The sequence below is a fragment of the Pseudomonas sp. TMW22091 genome (genome assembly GCF_022496705.1).
GTDB classification, from domain to species: domain Bacteria; phylum Pseudomonadota; class Gammaproteobacteria; order Pseudomonadales; family Pseudomonadaceae; genus Aquipseudomonas; species Aquipseudomonas saxonica.
In genome coordinates this window covers 115,975-134,647 of record NZ_SCFI01000004.1, presented here as the reverse complement: position 1 = coordinate 134,647, position 18,673 = coordinate 115,975, and the positions used below count along the sequence as shown (strand labels likewise).

General features: G+C 52.4%; 10 protein-coding genes. 1 reads left to right on the top strand and 9 read right to left on the bottom strand.

What is annotated here, in order from left to right:
* Positions 1-207: 207 nt before the first annotated feature.
* Positions 208-1,503, bottom strand: coding sequence for an OprD family porin (locus EQV93_RS09630; RefSeq protein WP_240891453.1), 1,296 nt, complete (start codon positions 1,501-1,503; stop codon positions 208-210).
* A 233-nt stretch (positions 1,504-1,736) separates the two neighbouring features.
* Between EQV93_RS09630 and EQV93_RS09625 the strand changes: the two genes are divergently transcribed.
* Positions 1,737-2,819 (top strand): AI-2E family transporter, encoded by a 1,083-nt coding sequence (locus tag EQV93_RS09625; protein WP_122784550.1) that lies wholly within the window; start codon positions 1,737-1,739, stop codon positions 2,817-2,819.
* Here the strand turns inward: EQV93_RS09625 and EQV93_RS09620 are convergent.
* The 8 genes from EQV93_RS09620 to nuoI form a co-directional block, all read right to left on the bottom strand.
* A complete protein-coding gene (locus EQV93_RS09620; RefSeq protein ID WP_240891452.1) occupies positions 2,816-4,933 on the bottom strand; it encodes a TonB-dependent receptor family protein in 2,118 nt (705 codons plus the stop codon). The two genes, EQV93_RS09625 and EQV93_RS09620, sit on opposite strands and share 4 nt — an antisense overlap.
* Before the next feature lie 303 nt (positions 4,934-5,236).
* Entirely contained in the window at positions 5,237-12,214 is a 6,978-nt protein-coding gene (locus tag EQV93_RS09615; protein ID WP_240891451.1) for a hypothetical protein, read from the bottom strand.
* A gap of 184 nt (positions 12,215-12,398) precedes the next feature.
* Entirely contained in the window at positions 12,399-13,868 is a 1,470-nt protein-coding gene (nuoN, locus tag EQV93_RS09610; RefSeq protein ID WP_146383765.1) for an NADH-quinone oxidoreductase subunit NuoN, read from the bottom strand.
* A 7-nt stretch (positions 13,869-13,875) separates the two neighbouring features.
* Positions 13,876-15,408, bottom strand: coding sequence for an NADH-quinone oxidoreductase subunit M (gene nuoM / locus EQV93_RS09605; RefSeq protein WP_122784553.1), 1,533 nt, complete (start codon positions 15,406-15,408; stop codon positions 13,876-13,878).
* Between the two features lie 38 nt (positions 15,409-15,446).
* Complete coding sequence (gene nuoL, locus EQV93_RS09600; RefSeq protein ID WP_240891450.1) at positions 15,447-17,300, bottom strand: NADH-quinone oxidoreductase subunit L; 1,854 nt, start codon at positions 17,298-17,300, stop codon at positions 15,447-15,449.
* Positions 17,297-17,605 carry an NADH-quinone oxidoreductase subunit NuoK gene (gene nuoK / locus EQV93_RS09595; protein ID WP_122784555.1) on the bottom strand — a complete coding sequence of 103 codons (309 nt, stop codon included), beginning with the start codon at positions 17,603-17,605 and terminating at the stop codon, positions 17,297-17,299. Before nuoK ends, nuoL begins: the two co-directional genes overlap by 4 nt.
* 1 nt (position 17,606) lies before the next feature.
* The gene (gene nuoJ / locus EQV93_RS09590; protein ID WP_122784556.1) at positions 17,607-18,110 is read right to left on the bottom strand and encodes an NADH-quinone oxidoreductase subunit J; all 504 of its coding nucleotides are present in this window, start codon (positions 18,108-18,110) and stop codon (positions 17,607-17,609) included.
* Positions 18,111-18,119: 9 nt separating this feature from the next.
* Positions 18,120-18,668 carry an NADH-quinone oxidoreductase subunit NuoI gene (nuoI, locus tag EQV93_RS09585; protein ID WP_122784557.1) on the bottom strand — a complete coding sequence of 183 codons (549 nt, stop codon included), beginning with the start codon at positions 18,666-18,668 and terminating at the stop codon, positions 18,120-18,122.
* Between the last annotated feature and the right edge of the window lie 5 nt (positions 18,669-18,673).

Below are 18,673 nucleotides of genomic sequence, written 5' to 3'. Positions count from 1 at the left end.
TCTTATTAGTGTCATCTGTTGTCGTATGACTTGGGTGGATTATTCGCAGCCATTACAACGCTTGTCAATAGAGCTCCTGACCCTGACCCTCTCCCGAAGGGAGAGGGGACTGAAGGCAAAAGCAGATTTGCAATACGCCTTCAATCGGCTCCCTCTCCCTCGGGAGAGGGTTGGGGTGAGGGGCAGGCCCAACTCAAATCCAGGGCCTTACATCAACGACAACGGATAGCTGATAAAGATGCGGTTTTCATCGAACTCATTGGTGCTGTAGTCGCGACGTATGGACGCGTTACGCCAGCGTACGTTGAGGTCTTTGAAGGTGCCGCTTTGAATGGTGTAAGCCAGCTCCGACTCACGCCCCCATTCCTTACCGTCCGTAATAACGCCGGTATGGATGTTATCGCCGCTGATGTAGCGGTTCATCATGGTCAGGCCCGGCACACCGAGCACGGCGAAGTCCAGGTCATGGCGCAGCTGCCAGGAGCGTTCCTTGGCATTGTCGTAGCTGGAGTTGTAACTATCGTTGGCCAGCGTGCCCCCGCTGGTGCCATTGACGCGGAACCAGGCATCATCGCCGCTGACTTTTTGCAGGCCCAGGTACAGCGTGTTGCCTTTGTACCGGGCGGACAGCAGGGCGTAAGCGGTTTTGTTGTCCAGGTCACCGGCCAATTTGCTGCCGTCTTCCTTGCCCCAGAAATAACCGAGGTTGGCCCCCAGAGTCACATCGCCCATGGGTTGGCTGTGCAACAGGTTAATAAACTGCTGCTGGTAAATGTCTTCGAGCTGCGCATACCACAGTCCGACTTGGGTGCGTTTCTCGTTGAAGCTGTAATCACCGCCAGCAAAGTTGAAGCGATCAGAGGTAAAGGCACCTTTGCCGTTGAGCGACATGTCTTCCATGCTCGCATCGTTGCGCGGGCTGTTGGCCCGGAACTGGCCGCCGTAAAGGTTCAGGCCGGCAATTTCTTTAGAAGTAATCTGGCCACCACGAAAGGTTTGCGGCAATGAACGCCCGTCGTCCGAACGCAAAATAGGCAGCACTGGCATCCACTCGCCGATTTTCAGCTCGGTGTTGGAAATTCTGGCTTTGCCTGCAACACCCAATCGACCGAAGTTGTCGGCGGGTTCGCCATTATCGTGGGTCGGTAAAAGCTGAGTACCGGCAGTGCCTTTACCGCCATCGAGCTTTTGCGAATACAGTCCCAGAACATCCACGCCGAAACCGACAGTTCCTTGGGTAAATCCGGATTTGACGTCGAGAATGAAGTTTTGAGTCCATTCCTCGGCTTTGCTTTGTGGATGATCGGGGTTGGTGAAGTTCCGGTTGATATAGGCGTTGCGTAAATTCAGTGTGGCTTTGGTATCGTCAAGAAACCCTTCGGCCATCCCGGTGATAGGCAGGGCCAGAGCCATGCTGCCCAGCCCGATCAAAGCCAGAGAGCGTGTGTGCGGCGAGAGTGTTGAGCGTGCGAGACGGGTGCGCGAGCGGGTGGCCGTGAGCATGAGTGAATTCCTTGACTATTATTATTTTTGTCATCTGTTGTCGTACAACAGTGGCGGGATTATTTTCCGTTTACAGCGGCTTGTCAATGCAATATGCCACTACGCTTTGCGCGACAAATATAGGAATAATCGCGGCACACCACGCTTTATCCAGAAAAGAGGGCACTCGTCTGTATATTGGCTGACTAAGCTTCGGTTATCCCCTTACACGCGCTTTCAAGACATGGACGCATATGAACGAAACGAGCCTTCAACGAAAAACCCTGCTTCTGTTGCTGGCCTTAGTCACAATTGCCTTTATCTGGATATTGTTGCCGTTTTACGGAGCGATTTTTTGGGCTGTTGCGCTGGGGATTCTATTCGCGCCGTTGCAACGCAAGATGCTGCTCAAGCTCAGGGGCCGGCGCAATCTGGCCACCTTCACCACACTGGGTGCCTGTACGGTGATTGCGATCATCCCGGTGGTGCTCACCACCGGCTTGCTGGTGCAGGAGGTGGCACTCCTCTACAAGGATGTGGAAAGCGGCAAGATCAACGTTGCCAGCTACGTCATGCAATTCAAGGACATTTTGCCCTTCAGTGTGCAGGAATGGCTGGACCGCTTAGGCCTGGGCAGTATCGACGGGCTGAGCGAGAAAGTCGCCAAAGGCGCGCTGGAAGGCAGTCAGTTTTTCGCCACACAAGTCTTCAGCTTTGGCCAGAGTACCTTCGATCTGGTGGTGAGCTTTTTCATCATGTTGTACCTGCTGTATTTCTTTATCCGCGATGGTCAGCAGATGGTTCGCATGATTCGCAACGCGGTGCCCCTGGCCGAACAGCAAAAGCGTTTGCTGCAACTGAAACTGCGCCGTGTGGTGCGTGCTTCGGTCAAAGGCAACCTGGCGGTGGCGATCACTCAAGGCGCATTGGGCGGGATCATTTTCTGGATTCTGGGCATACACAGTGCGCTGTTCTGGGCGGTACTGATGATGTTTCTGTCGTTACTGCCGGCCGTGGGTGCAGGGATTGTATGGGCGCCAGTGGCGGTCTACTTTCTGGTCACGGGGGCCATCTGGGAAGGCGTCGTGCTGGCGCTCTACGGGGTGTTTGTCATTGGCATGGTCGACAACGTACTGCGCCCGATCCTGGTCGGCAAAGACACCAAGATGCCAGACTTTCTGATTCTGATTTCAACCCTGGGCGGCATGGCGATTTTCGGCCTGAACGGGTTTGTGATCGGCCCGTTGATCGCCGCCCTGTTCCTGTCGAGTTGGGGGTTGTTCAGCGGCACCCGCCGAAAAGTGCGGCTGCCCGCTGACATTCAAACCGAGGATTAACGAAAGCTGTAGGAAACTCCGACGTAGGCACCCCGGCCTTCGCCGGGGGTTGAGCGCGCTGCGTCCAGCCCTTTGTCGTCATAGCCGGGGGTGACCGTGGCGGCGTAATGTTCATTACTCAGATTGCGCAGGTCGAGCCAGGTGTGCCAATCCTGCTTGGGTGAGGCATAGCCCAGTGTTGCCCCCCACAGCATGTAGGACGAGGTGTAAAACGTGTTGGCATAATCCACTGCCATGCGTGAGGCCACTTGTGTATTGACCCCGGCGTAGAAACCTCGAGGGTGGTCGTAGCGCATCTCAGCCTGGTAGTAATGCTGCGGGATACCCGGCAATTTGTTGTCGCCAAAGCGCTCATCATCTCGGTAATGAAAGTCGCTAAACGTGTAAGCCTGACGCAACGACACCTTGCCCGCCGCTTCGCCTTGCCACAACACGCTGTTCAAGCCTGCTTCAATGCCTTGATGCACCGTGGGGCTGGCATTGGACTCTCCGACAACAGGGCTTTGTGTGGCGGTAGCAGCCTGGGTTTCGACACTGAGCAATTCATGGCGAATGGCTGAGTAATACCAGGCCAGATCCCATTGCCCGATCCAGGCATCGCCGCGAGTGCCCAGCTCCAACGTGGTTGCGGTTTGATTGTCCAGCGACACGGGGGTGCTTTGACGGCCTGTTGCCGGGCCGCTGCCAGTCGGGAAGGTAAACGGCGAACCCCATATCATCGACCACGGGTGAGGCGGTTCAACCGAGCGACTGAGATTGCCGTATACCTGCAGGTGCGGGTTGAACTCATAGCGAAGGCCGAGCCGTGGTGCGTAGTCCCAGTCGTGCTGACTGACCTTGCCGCCACTGTCGGGGTAACTCACATCACTTTCGCGGCGGGTATAGATAAGTGCCATTCCCGTTGTAAGCCATAGGTCTGGCATCAACTCCAGATCATTGCTGGCATGCAGAACCGTGTCCGAACCTTGATAACTGAAATCACGGATTTTGGTGCCAGGTGCATATCCAGCCGTGTTACCCAGGGGAATGCGCACATACTCCGACGCGCCACTGTTGGGCAGATGCTTGGTTGAGCGCAGTCCTACCGTGGTTTTGCTTTCAAGTCCGAACAGCGTGTCGCGCCGCTTATAATTCAACGTACCGCTGACATCGGTGTAAGCGACCTTCAAGCGGTTCGGCCCTTCGCGCAGGTCCATCGGGTAATCGTGATAGACGAGGCCGACTTCCAGCTGCGAGTCATCATCCAGATACATCGTGGTCTTGTTGCCCAACCATGTACTGCCCGGCTGCGGGCGGTTGTAATCCCCTGCGACGTAGGCAGGGTTGGCGGCACGCGGGTGGTGTTTGATGTTGTCTTTGGTCACGCGCCCGGCCAGTTGATTGTCGGTTTCGCGATAACGCAGGTAAAAGCGGGTTTCAAGTTGCGGATTGAAGCGATAGCCGACATTGGCTGCAATGCCTTTACTGCTGCCAGCGGTGTGATTCTGATAACCGTCGGTGTCGGAATCGGTCAACGATACGTAGTAATCGAGATCCCCGAGCACCTGTCCGGAACTGATCTGGCGTTTTTGATAGCCGTAGCTGCCTGCTTCGTAGCGCACTTGCAGCGGTGCGGCATCGTAGCCGGTATGGGTGACGTAATTGATGGAACCGCCCAGCGCTAAAGCACCCGTGTCAAAACCATTGGCACCGCGTAGTACCTCCGCGCGACTGAGCCACAATGGCTCGAACAGCTCATAAGGCGTGCCCCCTGGCCCGGTGAGCGGCAACCCGTCGAACATCACGTATAAACCGGAGCCATGAGCGCTTGGCGCGCGGTTGATGCCCGAGCCTCGCACCGACACCTTGGCCCCGTCATTACCGGCCGACTGCGCATAAATACCCGGCTGGTACGCCAGCACATCGGTATTGCTGGCGGTGCGCCCATTTTCGACGCGGCTCAAGTCAATCACGTTGCTGGCGCCGGGGACTTCTTCGAGCGCACTCCGAGCGGCTTCCAGCTCGCTGCTTTCTTCGCTGCGCACCTGTACTTCACCCAGCTCAAGGGTATTGCCATAGACGGGGGCGGCGCATATGAGCGCCAAGGGTAGAAGCGAAGAAAGGGCGGGGCGCATTGGCTGACAGTTCCACAACGATGGGCGGGCGGCGCGCAAGCCTATACAAGCGCTCTATGGCTGGCAACCTCGCATACTCACGGTTAAGGACGTTATTTAATCGAGTTGAAGTAATCAGCCAGCAAGGTGATGTGTTGATCTTCGATCTCCGTCATTACCCGATTCATGGGTGTTCCTTGTCGAGTTGCGGACTTGTATACCTGTATGTTTATTTCAAGGAAAAATTTAGGCCGACGCTTTAAAGACGGGTTATTGCCTATTTTGGCACCTTGTCCTTAAGCGCCATGGCAATTGACACAACCACTACTCAGGATTTTGGGTCTGTGGAAGGTACGTGGTAGTCTGGTTGTTTCTAATGTTATGGTGAGTGACTTCACTGTCTAAAAAGTTACTGAGCGCTTGCACAATAGGCGGTTCTTTGTCGCGCTCTACATAAGATGACACTACATAAGTAACAGCGATACCAAACGTCGCGTCAGTCTTTAGGAGTAGACCCCGCGCGTTCCATAAGTGCTCAAGTGGAGACATGCTCAAGAACGTATAAAGTGGGTCGTCAGCACCGGGTGATCTGATCATCTCGATAGTTATTACGTTATTGGCACCCTTTGTAATCTTAGACCCTTTGCCCAGAAAGGTTTCAAACGTAAGTTCAGCTTTATTAATTTCACCCGACGCTAAACTGAACTTACCAATCTTACCTTGGACCATCTTCTGTTTCAGAGTTTCAGCGGTAATAATACCATTGGATCTTGGTAAACTTGAGTCAACCTCATCAAGACGGTGCGCAGCAAACTTACCGTTGCCCAGGCTGAACAAAACATGGTGATGAAGATCACCATCAGATATCACTACGACCTGCGAAGCTGGGACCGAACTCAGTTGTTCTCCAGTGGTAATGGGTTTAGGCTTATTCAAAAGTCGAGAAATATATTTGCTTTTGCTGTCTGCGCTCCTTTTGGTAAGGGTATCTGATAGTGCCTTGAATAGAACAGACTCTTCCGTTGTAAGGTTGGCCATGGAAGATGCAGTGTCAGTCACGTAGGCTGGGCTGATCAATGTTTTAAACCACGTGGGCTCGGTCAAGTTGATGGTGGAGTTCGCGTTATAGCCGCTGAGGCTTGGCGGGGTGAGCGGATTAAAACGATGACTTGCCAGCGTGGGACTTGAAGTGTCCAGATATTTGATCATTAGATCGCCATCGAAAGATCTGTATTTTTCAAGCCATTGGGCTTCTGTCAGAATAAAGGGATCATCAATTGCAGCGATATTTAGGTTGCCTAGTCGCCTCGCTGTCAGATCAAATACATAGCGCTGGCCATCTTTCTCACCTGTTATAACGATGTGACGCATGTAAGTGTGTTGGTCGCTTTCGCTCCAAAAATAGACAACACGATATTGGATATCAGTCATGCCAACATCTGATTTTGACAAGCGAGCTCCCACGTTCTGTAGAAAATTTCTACTGACTGTTCCAAAAGGGGGGTCCATGGCAAGCTTTATTGCTGGCTCGACTTTTAGTTTGTCGAGCATAGTTGCCATGGAAGATTTCAAAGGGTCATCAAGGTCAGTCACGACAGAAGTGCTGAGGGGAATAGGCGTTTCAGTAGTAGGTAACTGGGTATCAGTAGCTTGTCTTGTCAAGGGTGGCATTGATTCTGTATCGTTTGCTGCGCTAAGGGTTGTGTTGTTAAGGTTAACGTCTGGCGTCTCGACCTCGGTGACTATTTTGATAGGTGTATTACTGCTCTTAAGTGTCCAACCATTCTCGGAATGAGTTAAGATATCAGCGTCGGATAAGTCTATCGTTACCCAACTATCAGATTGTTCAGGATTAATCAGTGTGTTGTTGATCCCTGCTACTTTTCCTTCGCCCAAGTTGATGCCCGTAAAGATAACATTGTTATCTGCATCGCGTATGCTCATTCGGCTACCTGGTGTCATGTCAATAAATTGGGTAGCATTTTCTATTTTTTTACTTGAACGACTCAGGAATGTATCCGCAGATACCCCTTGCGCAGCTGCCACCTCAGGCGTGATGACGCCTGTCTCTACTTGAAGATTCAATACCGCACCTTGACGGCTAGTGCTCCCTGGGGAGATACGGTTTTTAAATGAAGCATCCGCCGCGCCATGTTTGGCCGATAAAACTGATTTTTGCTTCGGTGTCAGCTTCCTGGCAGCGACTCTTTCTTTTGCTAATTTAGAAGCCTTATTGTAAATATTGGACAGTCGAGTGGAGGTATTGCCTACCGTATTAATTAATACTTTACGGCCCATCCACACTTCGGGAAGTACACCTAACGCTAACAGTATTCGGCCAGTTTCGATACTTTCTTCAGACGATTTATAACTGTCTCCCTGATCGGTATTCGCCATATTTATACGCTCAACAACTTCGCCAGCTGCGGCAAAGCCTAAACCAAAAAAAATCCCCAAAAGGGTCTGTGGAACAGTGGGGACTCCTAATAACAGGATTAAAGTGGCAAACTCGGCGAATTGTAGTATCGATTTTGTGTAGGCAATTTTCCGGTCAAATGCTTGCTCACTTGTCGTGTACACAAAACCATTCAAATTGCTTTTCATTTGTTCGATTTTTGCAGACCATAAGGCTGTTTCCCAATCCGAGGTTTCGCCTATCCCTATCCTCGGGTCTGTTGGGTAGTCTTCAATATGGGCTAGCCCAATTGATTGCTTAGGACTGTGTTTGTCAGATGCCTTAGCCGCCAAGACGTCATACACTGAAAGATGTGGGCGAATAAATTGCCACATTGATTTGTTTTCGTCATTTTTCATGTAAATAAAACTGGTGTTGTGCTCATAAGAGACAAGCAGCATTTTATCTTCAGTCCCGTAGGCAATCACCCCTGGTAAGATTTTGCCGATAAACTTGAAGGGTTGCGGGTCTAAAAATCCATGCCATGCAAGTTTAGACATTCGGTGTTTCTCAGAACTGGATGGACCCGCCATATTCGCCAGTAAAATGGCAGACGTTTGTTGTTTTGCATGTGCGCCATATTTAATTTTTGCTTCTTCGTTATCTTTCAAGGCTCCCAAGTCTGATGAAAATTTCTGCGCAATACCATCACGGATGCCACCGTTTTTGAGTGCTGCTACCACGCTTCCGGGTGTCCCTTCTTGATTGGGAATAATGTTATGCACTCGCGTTGATCCCACTGTGAATGTACTTTCTTCACGCCACGGCGTACCCAAGGCAACATCTGTTAGGCTATGAGTTTTTGAGGCCTGTGCAAAGTTAGCACCGCCGTTACCGTATGGACCAACGGGACCTCTCATCTCAGTGTTTACAGTAAACGAGTCGCTGAGTTTAACCTTCGCCGCATCCTCAGCACCGACTTTATGTGCAATGACAGTCTTCACTGTATTGCCGATATAGCTTTTTATTGATTCATCATCTTTGTCAACTGGTTTGCTTTGGCGTGCGGTCATGTCCAAGATTTCATTGCTACTCAACGTCATGGAACTATTATTTTCTAACGGATCAGCAACCCTGTCTGATAGAGAGTTTTTGAGGCGATATGCCTGTAGCTTAGATCTATATTTAGTATAAATTTTATAGGCGCGATTGGTATTTCTGGTGGAGTTACCGTGGTTGCCCCTAAGACGACGCTCCAAATCTGCTTGCACTTTCAATAAGCCTGCAAGTGTATTACCAGCAGTTCTTGCATGTTTGGAACTTGCGCCTTTCATGGCCTCTTTGAGCTTTTTCAGTTCCGACTGGACTTTTTTCAATTTTTTTCCGTGTTTCGACCTTAGCGCTTGTAATCTGAGGCCCTCTTTAATATGAGTTATATAGGCTGACCGGAGATCAACCAATTCACGCTGTTCTTGCGCCTTGGGTTCCAGATTTTTGATTTTAACTTCAAGGTCCTTAATATCGTTATTATTTTTATGTATGTTCTTCTGAAAATTAGCATTGTCGGCTTTGAGTCTTCTGGTTGTATTTCTGCGTTCGATCACTTTTTTTCTGGGTAAGTATGTGTGTCCTTGCGCATAGTCAGCAGGGCCTTCCGTGTACCTAATGCGTGCTGATGTTGCGTCATTAGCATTTATTTTTGAGCGAAGTTGTAGGTTATTTTGTTTTAGTGCTTGTATTGATCGTTTAAGCCGCTCCTGTTCTTCGTACTCAGGGAATTCGACGGTTTCCTGGTTTTGCAGAGGCGGAGCAGGGTTTACGAGTGCCGGAACTGTATTTTCAGCCGGCTCTGTCCCCACTCCATAGGCGGGTTCATCTCCTTGAGGTAGTTCGTCATTCATATTCAAGGGTTGAGCATTCGGTGGAGCTATAGATGCAGCGGGGTGACTTATAAGGGGCGGTTTAATTGACCCCTGATCTTTAGTCTTAACCGCTGTTGAAATCGGAGCGCTGTCCCTTAAAGGAACTGATTTAGTAGCTTCGGCGGCTTCTTGGAGTTTTCGAATTTCTGTTTTTAGTGCGCTCACAGCCTCTTTACGATTTGCGCTGTATTTGAGAAACGGTTGTTCCAGGCCAGCGAACACAATATCTCCCATTGCCCTTTTTTTTACGCGCTCTAAGAACTTACTTCGGTTTTCACCGCCTTTGTACAGCCCGTGCAAGAAAAATGCCCCCGCCAGCGCAGTATTAATCCCGCGGGGCAATACACTGGTTACAATCCTGAAAGCCAACTTTTGAACCTCACGTCCTACAAAGTCTTCAATCGCTAACGTCGGATCTTGACCTGGGCGGGTTCCTTTTTTAAGTTTTCGAATGCCCCACATTATAATCAGCGGGGCAAAAATAATTTTAAAGTAACGTAAGCGTGGCCAAAGATAGTTCTTTCTTGGGCTTATCGACGTTAGTCTATCCAGTGCTTCATGCCCGTTTTTAAGACAACCGGCCATTGCTCCGACGATAGAATTATAAGCGACCTTTTTTTCACCCCACTGATGCAGGTAATCGGATATCTTGGGGAATTGGGCCAGGACTTGTTCTATTGTTTCTGGCCAGTAGAGGGAATCGTTTTCAGCATCGTGTAGGGCTAGATCCATCCATTTACCCAAGACAACGGCATCCGGGTCCTTATCTGAGGTAAAATTGCCTTGCAGACGCCGTAGCATTTTATCAACAGCCTCATCAACCTCCTTATGCTTGTCAGGGTTATCAGGATAATCTTTTAGATAGGCTTTCTTTTCCTCAGTGATAACTTGGCCAATATCTTTGGCCAATATTCCTAAGCAGGAATAATTATTCAGGGGGGCGCCAGTCAGGTCTGTGGTGGCTAGCTTGATTCTATCTTTGACCCTGGCGGCCAGTTGTAAAACTTTCCGACATGTCAGCACTATATATTCAGCGTCAAAACGGCTTGTATCAATAGGGTAGGTTATATTTTTCAATTTAGCGGTTGCAGTCATTAATTCAACGACGGCTGGGCGCAGTGAATCTTCCAATCTCAAGAGTCTGGCTTTTCCTTCTGGATGCCTGCTGGCAGGGATGAATGAAATTGTCTTTTTCAAATCAGCAGTAACTGCGTCTTCCGAAGCATTTGTTTCAACTAACGCTGCGATTTTGTGGGCGTTTGAAATCGCATTATTGAGTGAGTCGGTTGCCTCTTTGCGGTCTTTGATTTTATTGCTAAGTTTGATGGATTCCTTTGTCTGGTCAGCGTACATAGTTCCTAAAACATGTTGCAATGCCTGGCTAACGGCGTGTTTCAATTTATCGTCTTCTTCAAAAAAGGGTTCAGGCTGTCCGTTGACTTGCGCATCAGCACTGGTGATAGGTTGTCCAAACACACCTTTTCTAGATGAGCTATTTTTCTCTGCCAGTGACGCTATATTCAGTAAGTTAGTCGTGACCTCTTGAATGCTTTGCGTAGCGTTTAACATGCCCAGTGGCGCTGCGCTTATTAATGCATACATTCTAAGAAGGTCGTCATCACTGGCGTCTGACTTATTGGTTGGCGTATGCACGTTCAATGCGATACGTGATTTTCGGAAGACTGTTTTCACAAGCGGGGTAAAATAGGCAATTGTATTGTTTGCAAGCCGATCAAATGAAGTTGATGCCCTAATTAATATCTCTATAGGTTCATCTGCCAACTCAGTCCCAAAATGACGAATTCCTTTCTTGACGCTCTCAATGCTGTTATGGATTTTAATACCCGTTGGCTCATAAGGTTTGACTTTTCTTTTAATTGACTTTAATTCAGTAACCGTCGCCAACAATGCAATTTTAGAATGCTGAAATACCTGCAGCAGATCTGAGTGTACATCGTCCGGTTTGGCTGTTTTTTTTACAAGCGTGGGGGCGTTGGCTGAGAATGGAACCACCTCTCTGCCAACGTACAAATAGTTATCTAACGTTTTTATTTGCTCTTTCATTGGTGAGTAAGCAGTCTTTGCCAAGCTCGCCATGTGATGTCTCAGGTCTTCGAATTTCAGTTCTAAAATCGTTTGTGCAAAACTTTTTGTTGCGATAGATGCGCTGTTATATACAGCTTCTACATAAGTCTCTGCTGCTTTTTTATCCTCGGGCGAGAGGCTATTTTGTGTGTCTGATGTTAATAGGTATTCGGCAGTTAACTGGAAGATTTCTTGGGTGGCCGTGTCTTTAAATTGTTGCCAATACTGAGGGTTGTTTAAGCTCATGATTTGATTAATGTCAGCCGATGCTTGAGCTAACCAACCCCCCACTGTATTCAGCTGTTCTATCAACCTTGAGTACTCAGGCGCTGCCAGTTTTTCCCATTGGGCATTCGTTATTGTTGTTATTTCTTTTATGGCCACCGCTATCAGGCGCAGCGCAGCGGAGTCAGACGTGTAAATAGACTGCTCAGCGATAAGTTTTTCTAACTGTTTTATTTGTTGGCGATCTAATTGTGGCCTGTTTTTGCCGCGCTTTTCGAATTCCGTCCACTTATCTATTTGGGCATTAACTTTCTTCTGGAGAACCGCTTCAAATCCCGTCTGAGGTACTTCGGACTCATCACCTTCTGCCAGTGAATCCAGTAGCGTCTCATTAACCCCCAGCTCACTTAAAGTAGCTGTTGCAAGCTCCTCCTTCGCGATTGCGTCGTCGTGATTGTCTGTTCGATCCGTAGCTGACCGGCTAGCCGCCTTCAAGTGGGGGACGGCTAAAATTAGGTTTTGTGGCGAAACACCCGTATATGACGCCTGAGCTAAAGACGTTTGTGGAAATGCCTGCATGCCAACTGGGGCATTGTGAGGCTCAATTACCGCTTGACTGATCTTGGACTTCTCAGCAGCCGTTCGACTTGGTGTATCACTTGTCTGGCTCGGCATTGATGCTCACCCATATTTGGACGAGGGGATCTTTGAGGAAATCTCTTACGCTATGAGTTAACAGTAGCTGACAGGTGTGATCGCGAGAGTGAACCGTTCACCTCAGGTATACCGGCTGTCTTAAATCAATAAAAAACCCCGTGAAGGCCAGGCCTTCACGGGGTTTTTGTACAACCTGTGGAAATTAGCCAAGCAGGCCCAAGGTCGCGCGCTGTACCAGTTCCAGCATCGGTTGCGGGTATACACCCAGCACGAATACCAGTACCGACACGGCCAGCAGCATCACGCCGCCTGCTTTCTGCTCCCAGTTCAGCGGAGCATCGTGGCGATGCAGTTTTGGCTCGACCAGATACAAGGTCACCATCACACGCAGGTAGTAGAACACGCCGATGGCGCTGCCCAGAATCAGCGAGCCGACCAGCCACCATTGGTGAGCTTCAACGCCGGTGGCGATGATGTAGAACTTGCCGATAAAACCAGCGGTCAGCGGGATGCCGGCCAGCGACAGCATCATCACGGTTAGTACCGCAGTCATGTACGGACGACGCCAGAACAGGCCGCGGTATTCGTACAGGGCGTCTGCATCACGGCCTTTGTACGGCGAGGACATCATGGTAATGACACCGAAGGCACCCAGGCTGGTAAGCACGTAGGTGATCAGGTAAACACCGATGGCTTCCATGGCCATGCCTTTGCTCGCGATCAAAGCAATGACCAGGTAGCCAAAGTGAGCAATGGAGGAGTAACCCAGCAGACGCTTAAGGTTGGTTTGGGTCAGGGCCAGCAGGTTACCGAACAGGATCGAGGCAATCGCGATCACGGTCAGTACGTCGCTCATCACGCCGGTAGTCGCGGCAGGCGAAATCTGGAACAAACGCACCATCACCGCAAACACAGCAACTTTGGAGGCGGTCGCCAGAAAGGCAGCCACAGGCGCCGGAGAACCTTCGTACACGTCCGGCGTCCACAGATGGAACGGCACCAGCGACAGTTTGAACGCCAGACCCACCAGCATCATGCCCAGACCCAGCTGTGCAATGGCGCTAGGCGCGCCTGTCGCTGCCAGTGCGTGACCGATGCCGCTGAAGCTCAGGCTGCCGGCTTCGGCGTACAACAGCGCCATACCGAACAACAGGAACGCAGAGCCCGCCGCCGACAGCACCATGTACTTGATGCCAGCTTCCAGGGAGCGCTTGTTGAAGAAGGCATAGGCCACCAGACCGTAAACCGGCACCGAGAGCAGCTCCAGGCCGATAAACAAACCGGCGAGGTGTTGCGCGCTGACCAGAACGATACCGCCCGTGGCGGCCAGCAGGATCAGCAGGTAAAGCTCTTCGCGGTTGCCCGGATACCCAGTGCCGCCTTCACCCAGATAAGCATGGGCAAGGGTGACGCAGGCCAGTGTGGAGACCAAAATCAGCCCGATGTACAGGTAGGCGAAGTTGTCCATCATCAACAGCGGAGTCACCGCTAATGGTGCCACTTTCAACGCCGGGAAGATCGACAGCAGGGCCAGGTTGAGACCCGCCACCGAAAGCAGGAAGGTCTGTGAGTGGTTGCGGCGCCACGCGATTGCCAGCATCACCACAACAACGGTGAGGCTGGTAATCAGCAGTGGAGCAAGCGCGATAAAGTGTTGGATCGTAAATTCCATAGCGCTCTTACCGGGCCGAAGCGAGTTGAGTGAAGGCGGTGCCGATCCATTGCTGCACGCCATTCATAGTGGCAGCCGAAGTATCGAGGAACGGTTGTGGGTACACGCCGATGAAAATCAGCAGTACCGCCAGACCGAGCACCATGATCAGTTCACGTGCATCCATGCCGGCCAGTACTGCGTCGGACTTGGACGGGCCAAAGTAGGCACGGTGAATCATGATCAGCGAGTAGACCGAACCAAATACCAGGCCGGTTGTTGCAATCGCCGTGACCCAAGGGAAGCTGGCAAACGAGCCCATCAGAATCAGGAACTCACCCACGAAGTTACCGGTACCCGGCAAGCCCAGTGATGCGGCGGCGAAGAACAGGCTAATGGCTGGCAGGTAAGCAATCTTCGACCATAAGCCGCCCATTTCACGCATGTCACGGGTATGCAAGCGCTCGTACAACTGGCCGCTGAGGATAAACAGAGCGGCAGCCGAAACACCGTGAGCGAGCATCTGGATAACGGCCCCTTGCAAGGCCAGCAGGCTACCGGAGTAGATGCCGATCAGGACGAAGCCCATGTGCGAAACGCTGGAGAACGCGATCAAACGCTTGATATCGGTTTGGGCGAAGGCCAGGAACGCGCCGTAGAAAATCCCGATCAGACCCAGGGTCATGGCAATCGGCGCAAACTCGGCCGAGGCATTCGGGAACAACGGCAGGGCGAAACGCAGCAGACCATAGGCAGCGGTTTTCAACAGGATACCGGCCAGATCGACCGAACCCGCGGTCGGTGCCTGGGCGTGAGCGTCAGGCAACCACGAATGGAAAGGTACGACCGGCAGCTTCACGGCAAAGGCAATGAAGAAGCCGAGCATCAGGATGTACTCGGTAGTGAGCGACATCTTGGTTTTCAGCAACTCGGCATAGCTGAATGTCAGCACGCCGGTGTCATTGAAGTGCACCAGCACCAGACCGAGGATCGCCACCAGCATGATCAGGCCGGATGCCTGAGTGAAGATGAAGAACTTGGTCGCGGCGTAGATACGCGTTTTTTTGCCGTCCGACGAGCTGTGACCCCAGAGCGCGATGAGGAAGTACATCGGCACCAGCATCATTTCCCAGAAGAAGAAGAACATGAACAGGTCGATGGCGAGGAACACGCCAACCACGCCGCCCAGGATCCACATCAGGTTCAGGTGGAAGAAGCCCACGTGACGCTGAATTTCTTTCCAGGAACACAAGACCGACAACACACCCAGCAAGCCGGTGAGCAGGATCATCAGCAGCGACAGGCCGTCCAGCGCCAGGTGCACACTGATGCCAAAGCGCTCAATCCAGACGTGCTTGAACTCAAGTGCCCAGGCCGGATCGGCGCCGGGGTTCGGCGCCAGATGGTAATCCCCGTGCGCCCATAGCCAAAGGCCAAGGGCAAGTTCGAGGGACATGGTCAGCAACGCAATCCAGCGTGGCAGGGTAGGGCCGAAGCGCTCACCCAGCCAGCACAGCAGGCCGCCGATAAAGGGGATCAGGATTAGCCAAGGCAGAATCATGACGGGCTCAATTCCTTTCGCAATGTCGAAGGTTCATATCAGACCGCTACCAGTACGATGGCGCCCATGACCAGTACAGCACCGGCGGCCATGGAAGCAGCGTACCAACGCAGTTGACCGGTTTCGCTGCGGCTCAGGGCGTTATGCCCGGCCTTGGCCACTTTGGGTATCAAACCGATGGTCTGATCCAGAGGGTCTTTACGCAGTACACGGCAGATCAACAGATACGGTTTGACGAACAGTTTGTCGTACAGCCAGTCGAAGCCCCATGCGGCGAACCACCAGGCCGTGAGGAAGCGGCCGATGCCACTGTTGGCGACGGCGTTCACGAAGCGGCGTTTGCCCAGATACAGCAGGCCTGCCAGCAGGATACCGGCCAGCGCGATGGCACCCGAGGCGATTTCCAGACTGTGCTGTGCTTCGCCGCCGGCATGGCCCACGCTTTGTGGCAATACGCCCGCCAAGGGTGGTGTGATCATGGCGCCTATAAAGGTCGACAGGACAATCAGCACGCTCAGTGGCAGCCAGTAGGTAACGCCGTGACCCGGGTGCGCTTCAGTCTTGGCTTCACCGTGGAAAGTGATGAAGATCAGGCGGAAGGTGTACAGCGAGGTCATGAACGCGCCGACAAGGCCCGCGTACAACAGTTCGGTGTTGCCGCTGGCGAAGGCTTCCCAAAGAATTTCGTCCTTGGAGTAGAAACCTGCTGTCAGCAATGGCAGGGCAGACAGCGCCGCGCCGCCGACGATAAAGCTGGCGTAGGCCAATGGCAGTTTCTTCCACAGGCCGCCCATCTTGAAGATGTTCTGCTCGTGGTGGCAGGCAACAATCACCGCACCGGAGGCAAGGAACAGCAGGGCCTTGAAGAAGGCGTGGGTCATCAGGTGGAAAATGGCTCCGTCCCATGCACCCACACCCAGCGCCAGGAACATGTAGCCGATCTGGCTCATGGTCGAGTAGGCGAGGATACGTTTGATGTCGGTTTGCACCAGTGCGGCAAAACCGGCCAGTACCAGCGTGACACCGCCGACGATGCCCACCAGGTGCAGCACTTCAGGTGCCAGGGAGAACAGACCGTGGGTACGGGCAATCAGGTAGACACCGGCGGTTACCATGGTTGCGGCGTGAATCAATGCCGACACCGGGGTAGGGCCTGCCATCGCATCAGCCAACCAGGTTTGCAGGGGCAGTTGAGCCGATTTACCAACCGCACCGCCCAGTAGCATCAGGGTTGCCAGCACGATCCAGAAATCACCGGCCTGAAACTTCTGCGGCGCCAGCACCAGCAGCTGTTGAATGTTCAGCGTGCCCAGTTGTTGGAACAGGATGAACAGGCCGATGGCCAGAAATACGTCACCGATGCGGGTCACGATAAAGGCTTTCAGTGCTGCATTACCGTTGTTGCGGTTGCTGTAGTAGAAACCGATCAACAGGTACGAGCACAGGCCTACACCTTCCCAGCCGAAGTACACGAACAACAGGTTATCGGCCAGGATCAGGAACAGCATGCTGGCGATAAACAGGTTGGTGTAGGCGAAGAAGCGCGAGTAGCCGACTTCACCGCGCATGTACCAAGAGGCAAACATGTGGATCAGGAAGCCGACGCCGACCACCACACCGAGCATGGTCACCGACAGGCCATCCAGATGCAGGGCGAAGTTGGCATTGAAGCCGCCGACCGCCATCCATTGCCACAGCACTTGGGTGTACTGGCCGCCTGCTGGCGGTGCCACATTGAATTGCCAGATGACGTACGCGGCCACAATAGCCGACAGGCCAATGGAGCCGACGCCGATCAGGGCCGAGAGGTTTTCGCTGAAGCGTCCACGGGAGAACGACAGCAACAAAAAGCCGATCAGGGGGAATACGAAAGTCAGAAAGAGTAGGTTCATCCGCGCATCTCACTGGCAGCATCGATATCAAGCGTGTGGAAGCGGCGATACAGCTGCAACAGGATCGCCAGGCCAATACTGGCCTCGGCGGCTGCCAGGGTGATCACCAGAATGAACATGACCTGTCCATCCGGCTGCGCCCAGCGTGCACCGGCCACAATGAACGCCAGCGCTGCAGCGTTCATCATGATTTCCAGACTCATCAACACGAAGAGAATATTACGGCGAACCATCAGTCCAACCAGACCGAGGCAGAACAGGATGCCGGCAACCGCCAGACCGTGTTCGAGTGGTATTGCTGGCATGTTATTGCTCCTTCGCCTCGTTACGGCCCAAATGGAACGCCGTCACCGCTGCGGCAAGCAACAGCATCGAGGCGAGTTCGACCACCAGCAGATACGGGCCGAACAGGCTGATGCCCACGGCTTTTGCATCAATGGTGGTTTGACCGATTGCCACGCCGCTCTGTTGTGCGAAAAGCACGTACAGCAGTTCGGCCAGCAGGATCGCAGACAAAATACTCGGCCCGATCCAGATGCCGGGCTTGAGCCAGTGGCGTTCTTGCGTCACCGAGGCCGGGCCTTGGTTGAGCATCATCACCACGAACACAAACAGCACCATGATGGCGCCAGCGTAAGCGATCACTTCGAGCACACCGGCAAAGGGTGCGCCGAGGCTGAAGAAGGTCATCGCCACGGCAATCAGCGAAATAATCAGGTAGAGCAGGGCATGCACAGGGTTGGTGTTGGTGATCACGCGTAGCGTGGACACGACAGCGACACCCGATGCGAAATAGAAAGCGAATTCCATCGTTCTTCCTTAAGGCAGCAAGCTCTTCACGTTGATCGGCTCGGCTTCATTCTGGGCAGCGCCTTTCGGCTTGCCTTCAACGGCCATACCTGCAACACGATAGAAGTTGTAATCAGGGTTCTTACCGGGGCCGGAGATCAGCAGATCTTCTTTCTCGTACACCAGGTCCTGACGTTTGAACTCGGCCATTTCGAAATCCGGTGTCAGCTGGATCGCGGTGGTCGGGCAGGCTTCCTCACACAGACCGCAAAAAATGCAGCGTGAGAAGTTGATGCGGAAAAACTCCGGGTACCAACGGCCATCTTCAGTTTCGGCTTTTTGCAGCGAGATGCAGCCTACCGGGCAGGCCACGGCGCACAGGTTGCAAGCTACACAACGCTCTTCGCCGTCAGGGTCGCGGGTCAGGACAATCCGGCCACGGTAACGCGGTGGCAGGTAGACCGGCTCTTCCGGGTATTGCAACGTGTCACGCTTGCGGAAGGAGTGGCTGAACACCATCACCAAGCTGCGAAGCTGGGTGTAGGTGCCATGCACGATGTCAAACAAGTACTTGAACATGGGTC

Excerpts from the sequence above, each read along its gene's own strand:
- EQV93_RS09630 (WP_240891453.1), bottom strand. The coding sequence starts at position 1,503 with ATGCTCACGGCCACCCGCTCGCGCACCCGTCTCGCACGCTCAACACTC.
- EQV93_RS09625 (WP_122784550.1), top strand. The coding sequence starts at position 1,737 with ATGAACGAAACGAGCCTTCAACGAAAAACCCTGCTTCTGTTGCTGGCC.
- EQV93_RS09620 (WP_240891452.1), bottom strand. The coding sequence starts at position 4,933 with ATGCGCCCCGCCCTTTCTTCGCTTCTACCCTTGGCGCTCATATGCGCC.
- EQV93_RS09615 (WP_240891451.1), bottom strand. The coding sequence starts at position 12,214 with ATGCCGAGCCAGACAAGTGATACACCAAGTCGAACGGCTGCTGAGAAG.
- nuoN (WP_146383765.1), bottom strand. The coding sequence starts at position 13,868 with ATGGAATTTACGATCCAACACTTTATCGCGCTTGCTCCACTGCTGATT.
- nuoM (WP_122784553.1), bottom strand. The coding sequence starts at position 15,408 with ATGATTCTGCCTTGGCTAATCCTGATCCCCTTTATCGGCGGCCTGCTG.
- nuoL (WP_240891450.1), bottom strand. The coding sequence starts at position 17,300 with ATGAACCTACTCTTTCTGACTTTCGTATTCCCCCTGATCGGCTTTTTG.
- nuoK (WP_122784555.1), bottom strand. The coding sequence starts at position 17,605 with ATGCCAGCAATACCACTCGAACACGGTCTGGCGGTTGCCGGCATCCTG.
- nuoJ (WP_122784556.1), bottom strand. The coding sequence starts at position 18,110 with ATGGAATTCGCTTTCTATTTCGCATCGGGTGTCGCTGTCGTGTCCACG.
- nuoI (WP_122784557.1), bottom strand. The coding sequence starts at position 18,668 with ATGTTCAAGTACTTGTTTGACATCGTGCATGGCACCTACACCCAGCTT.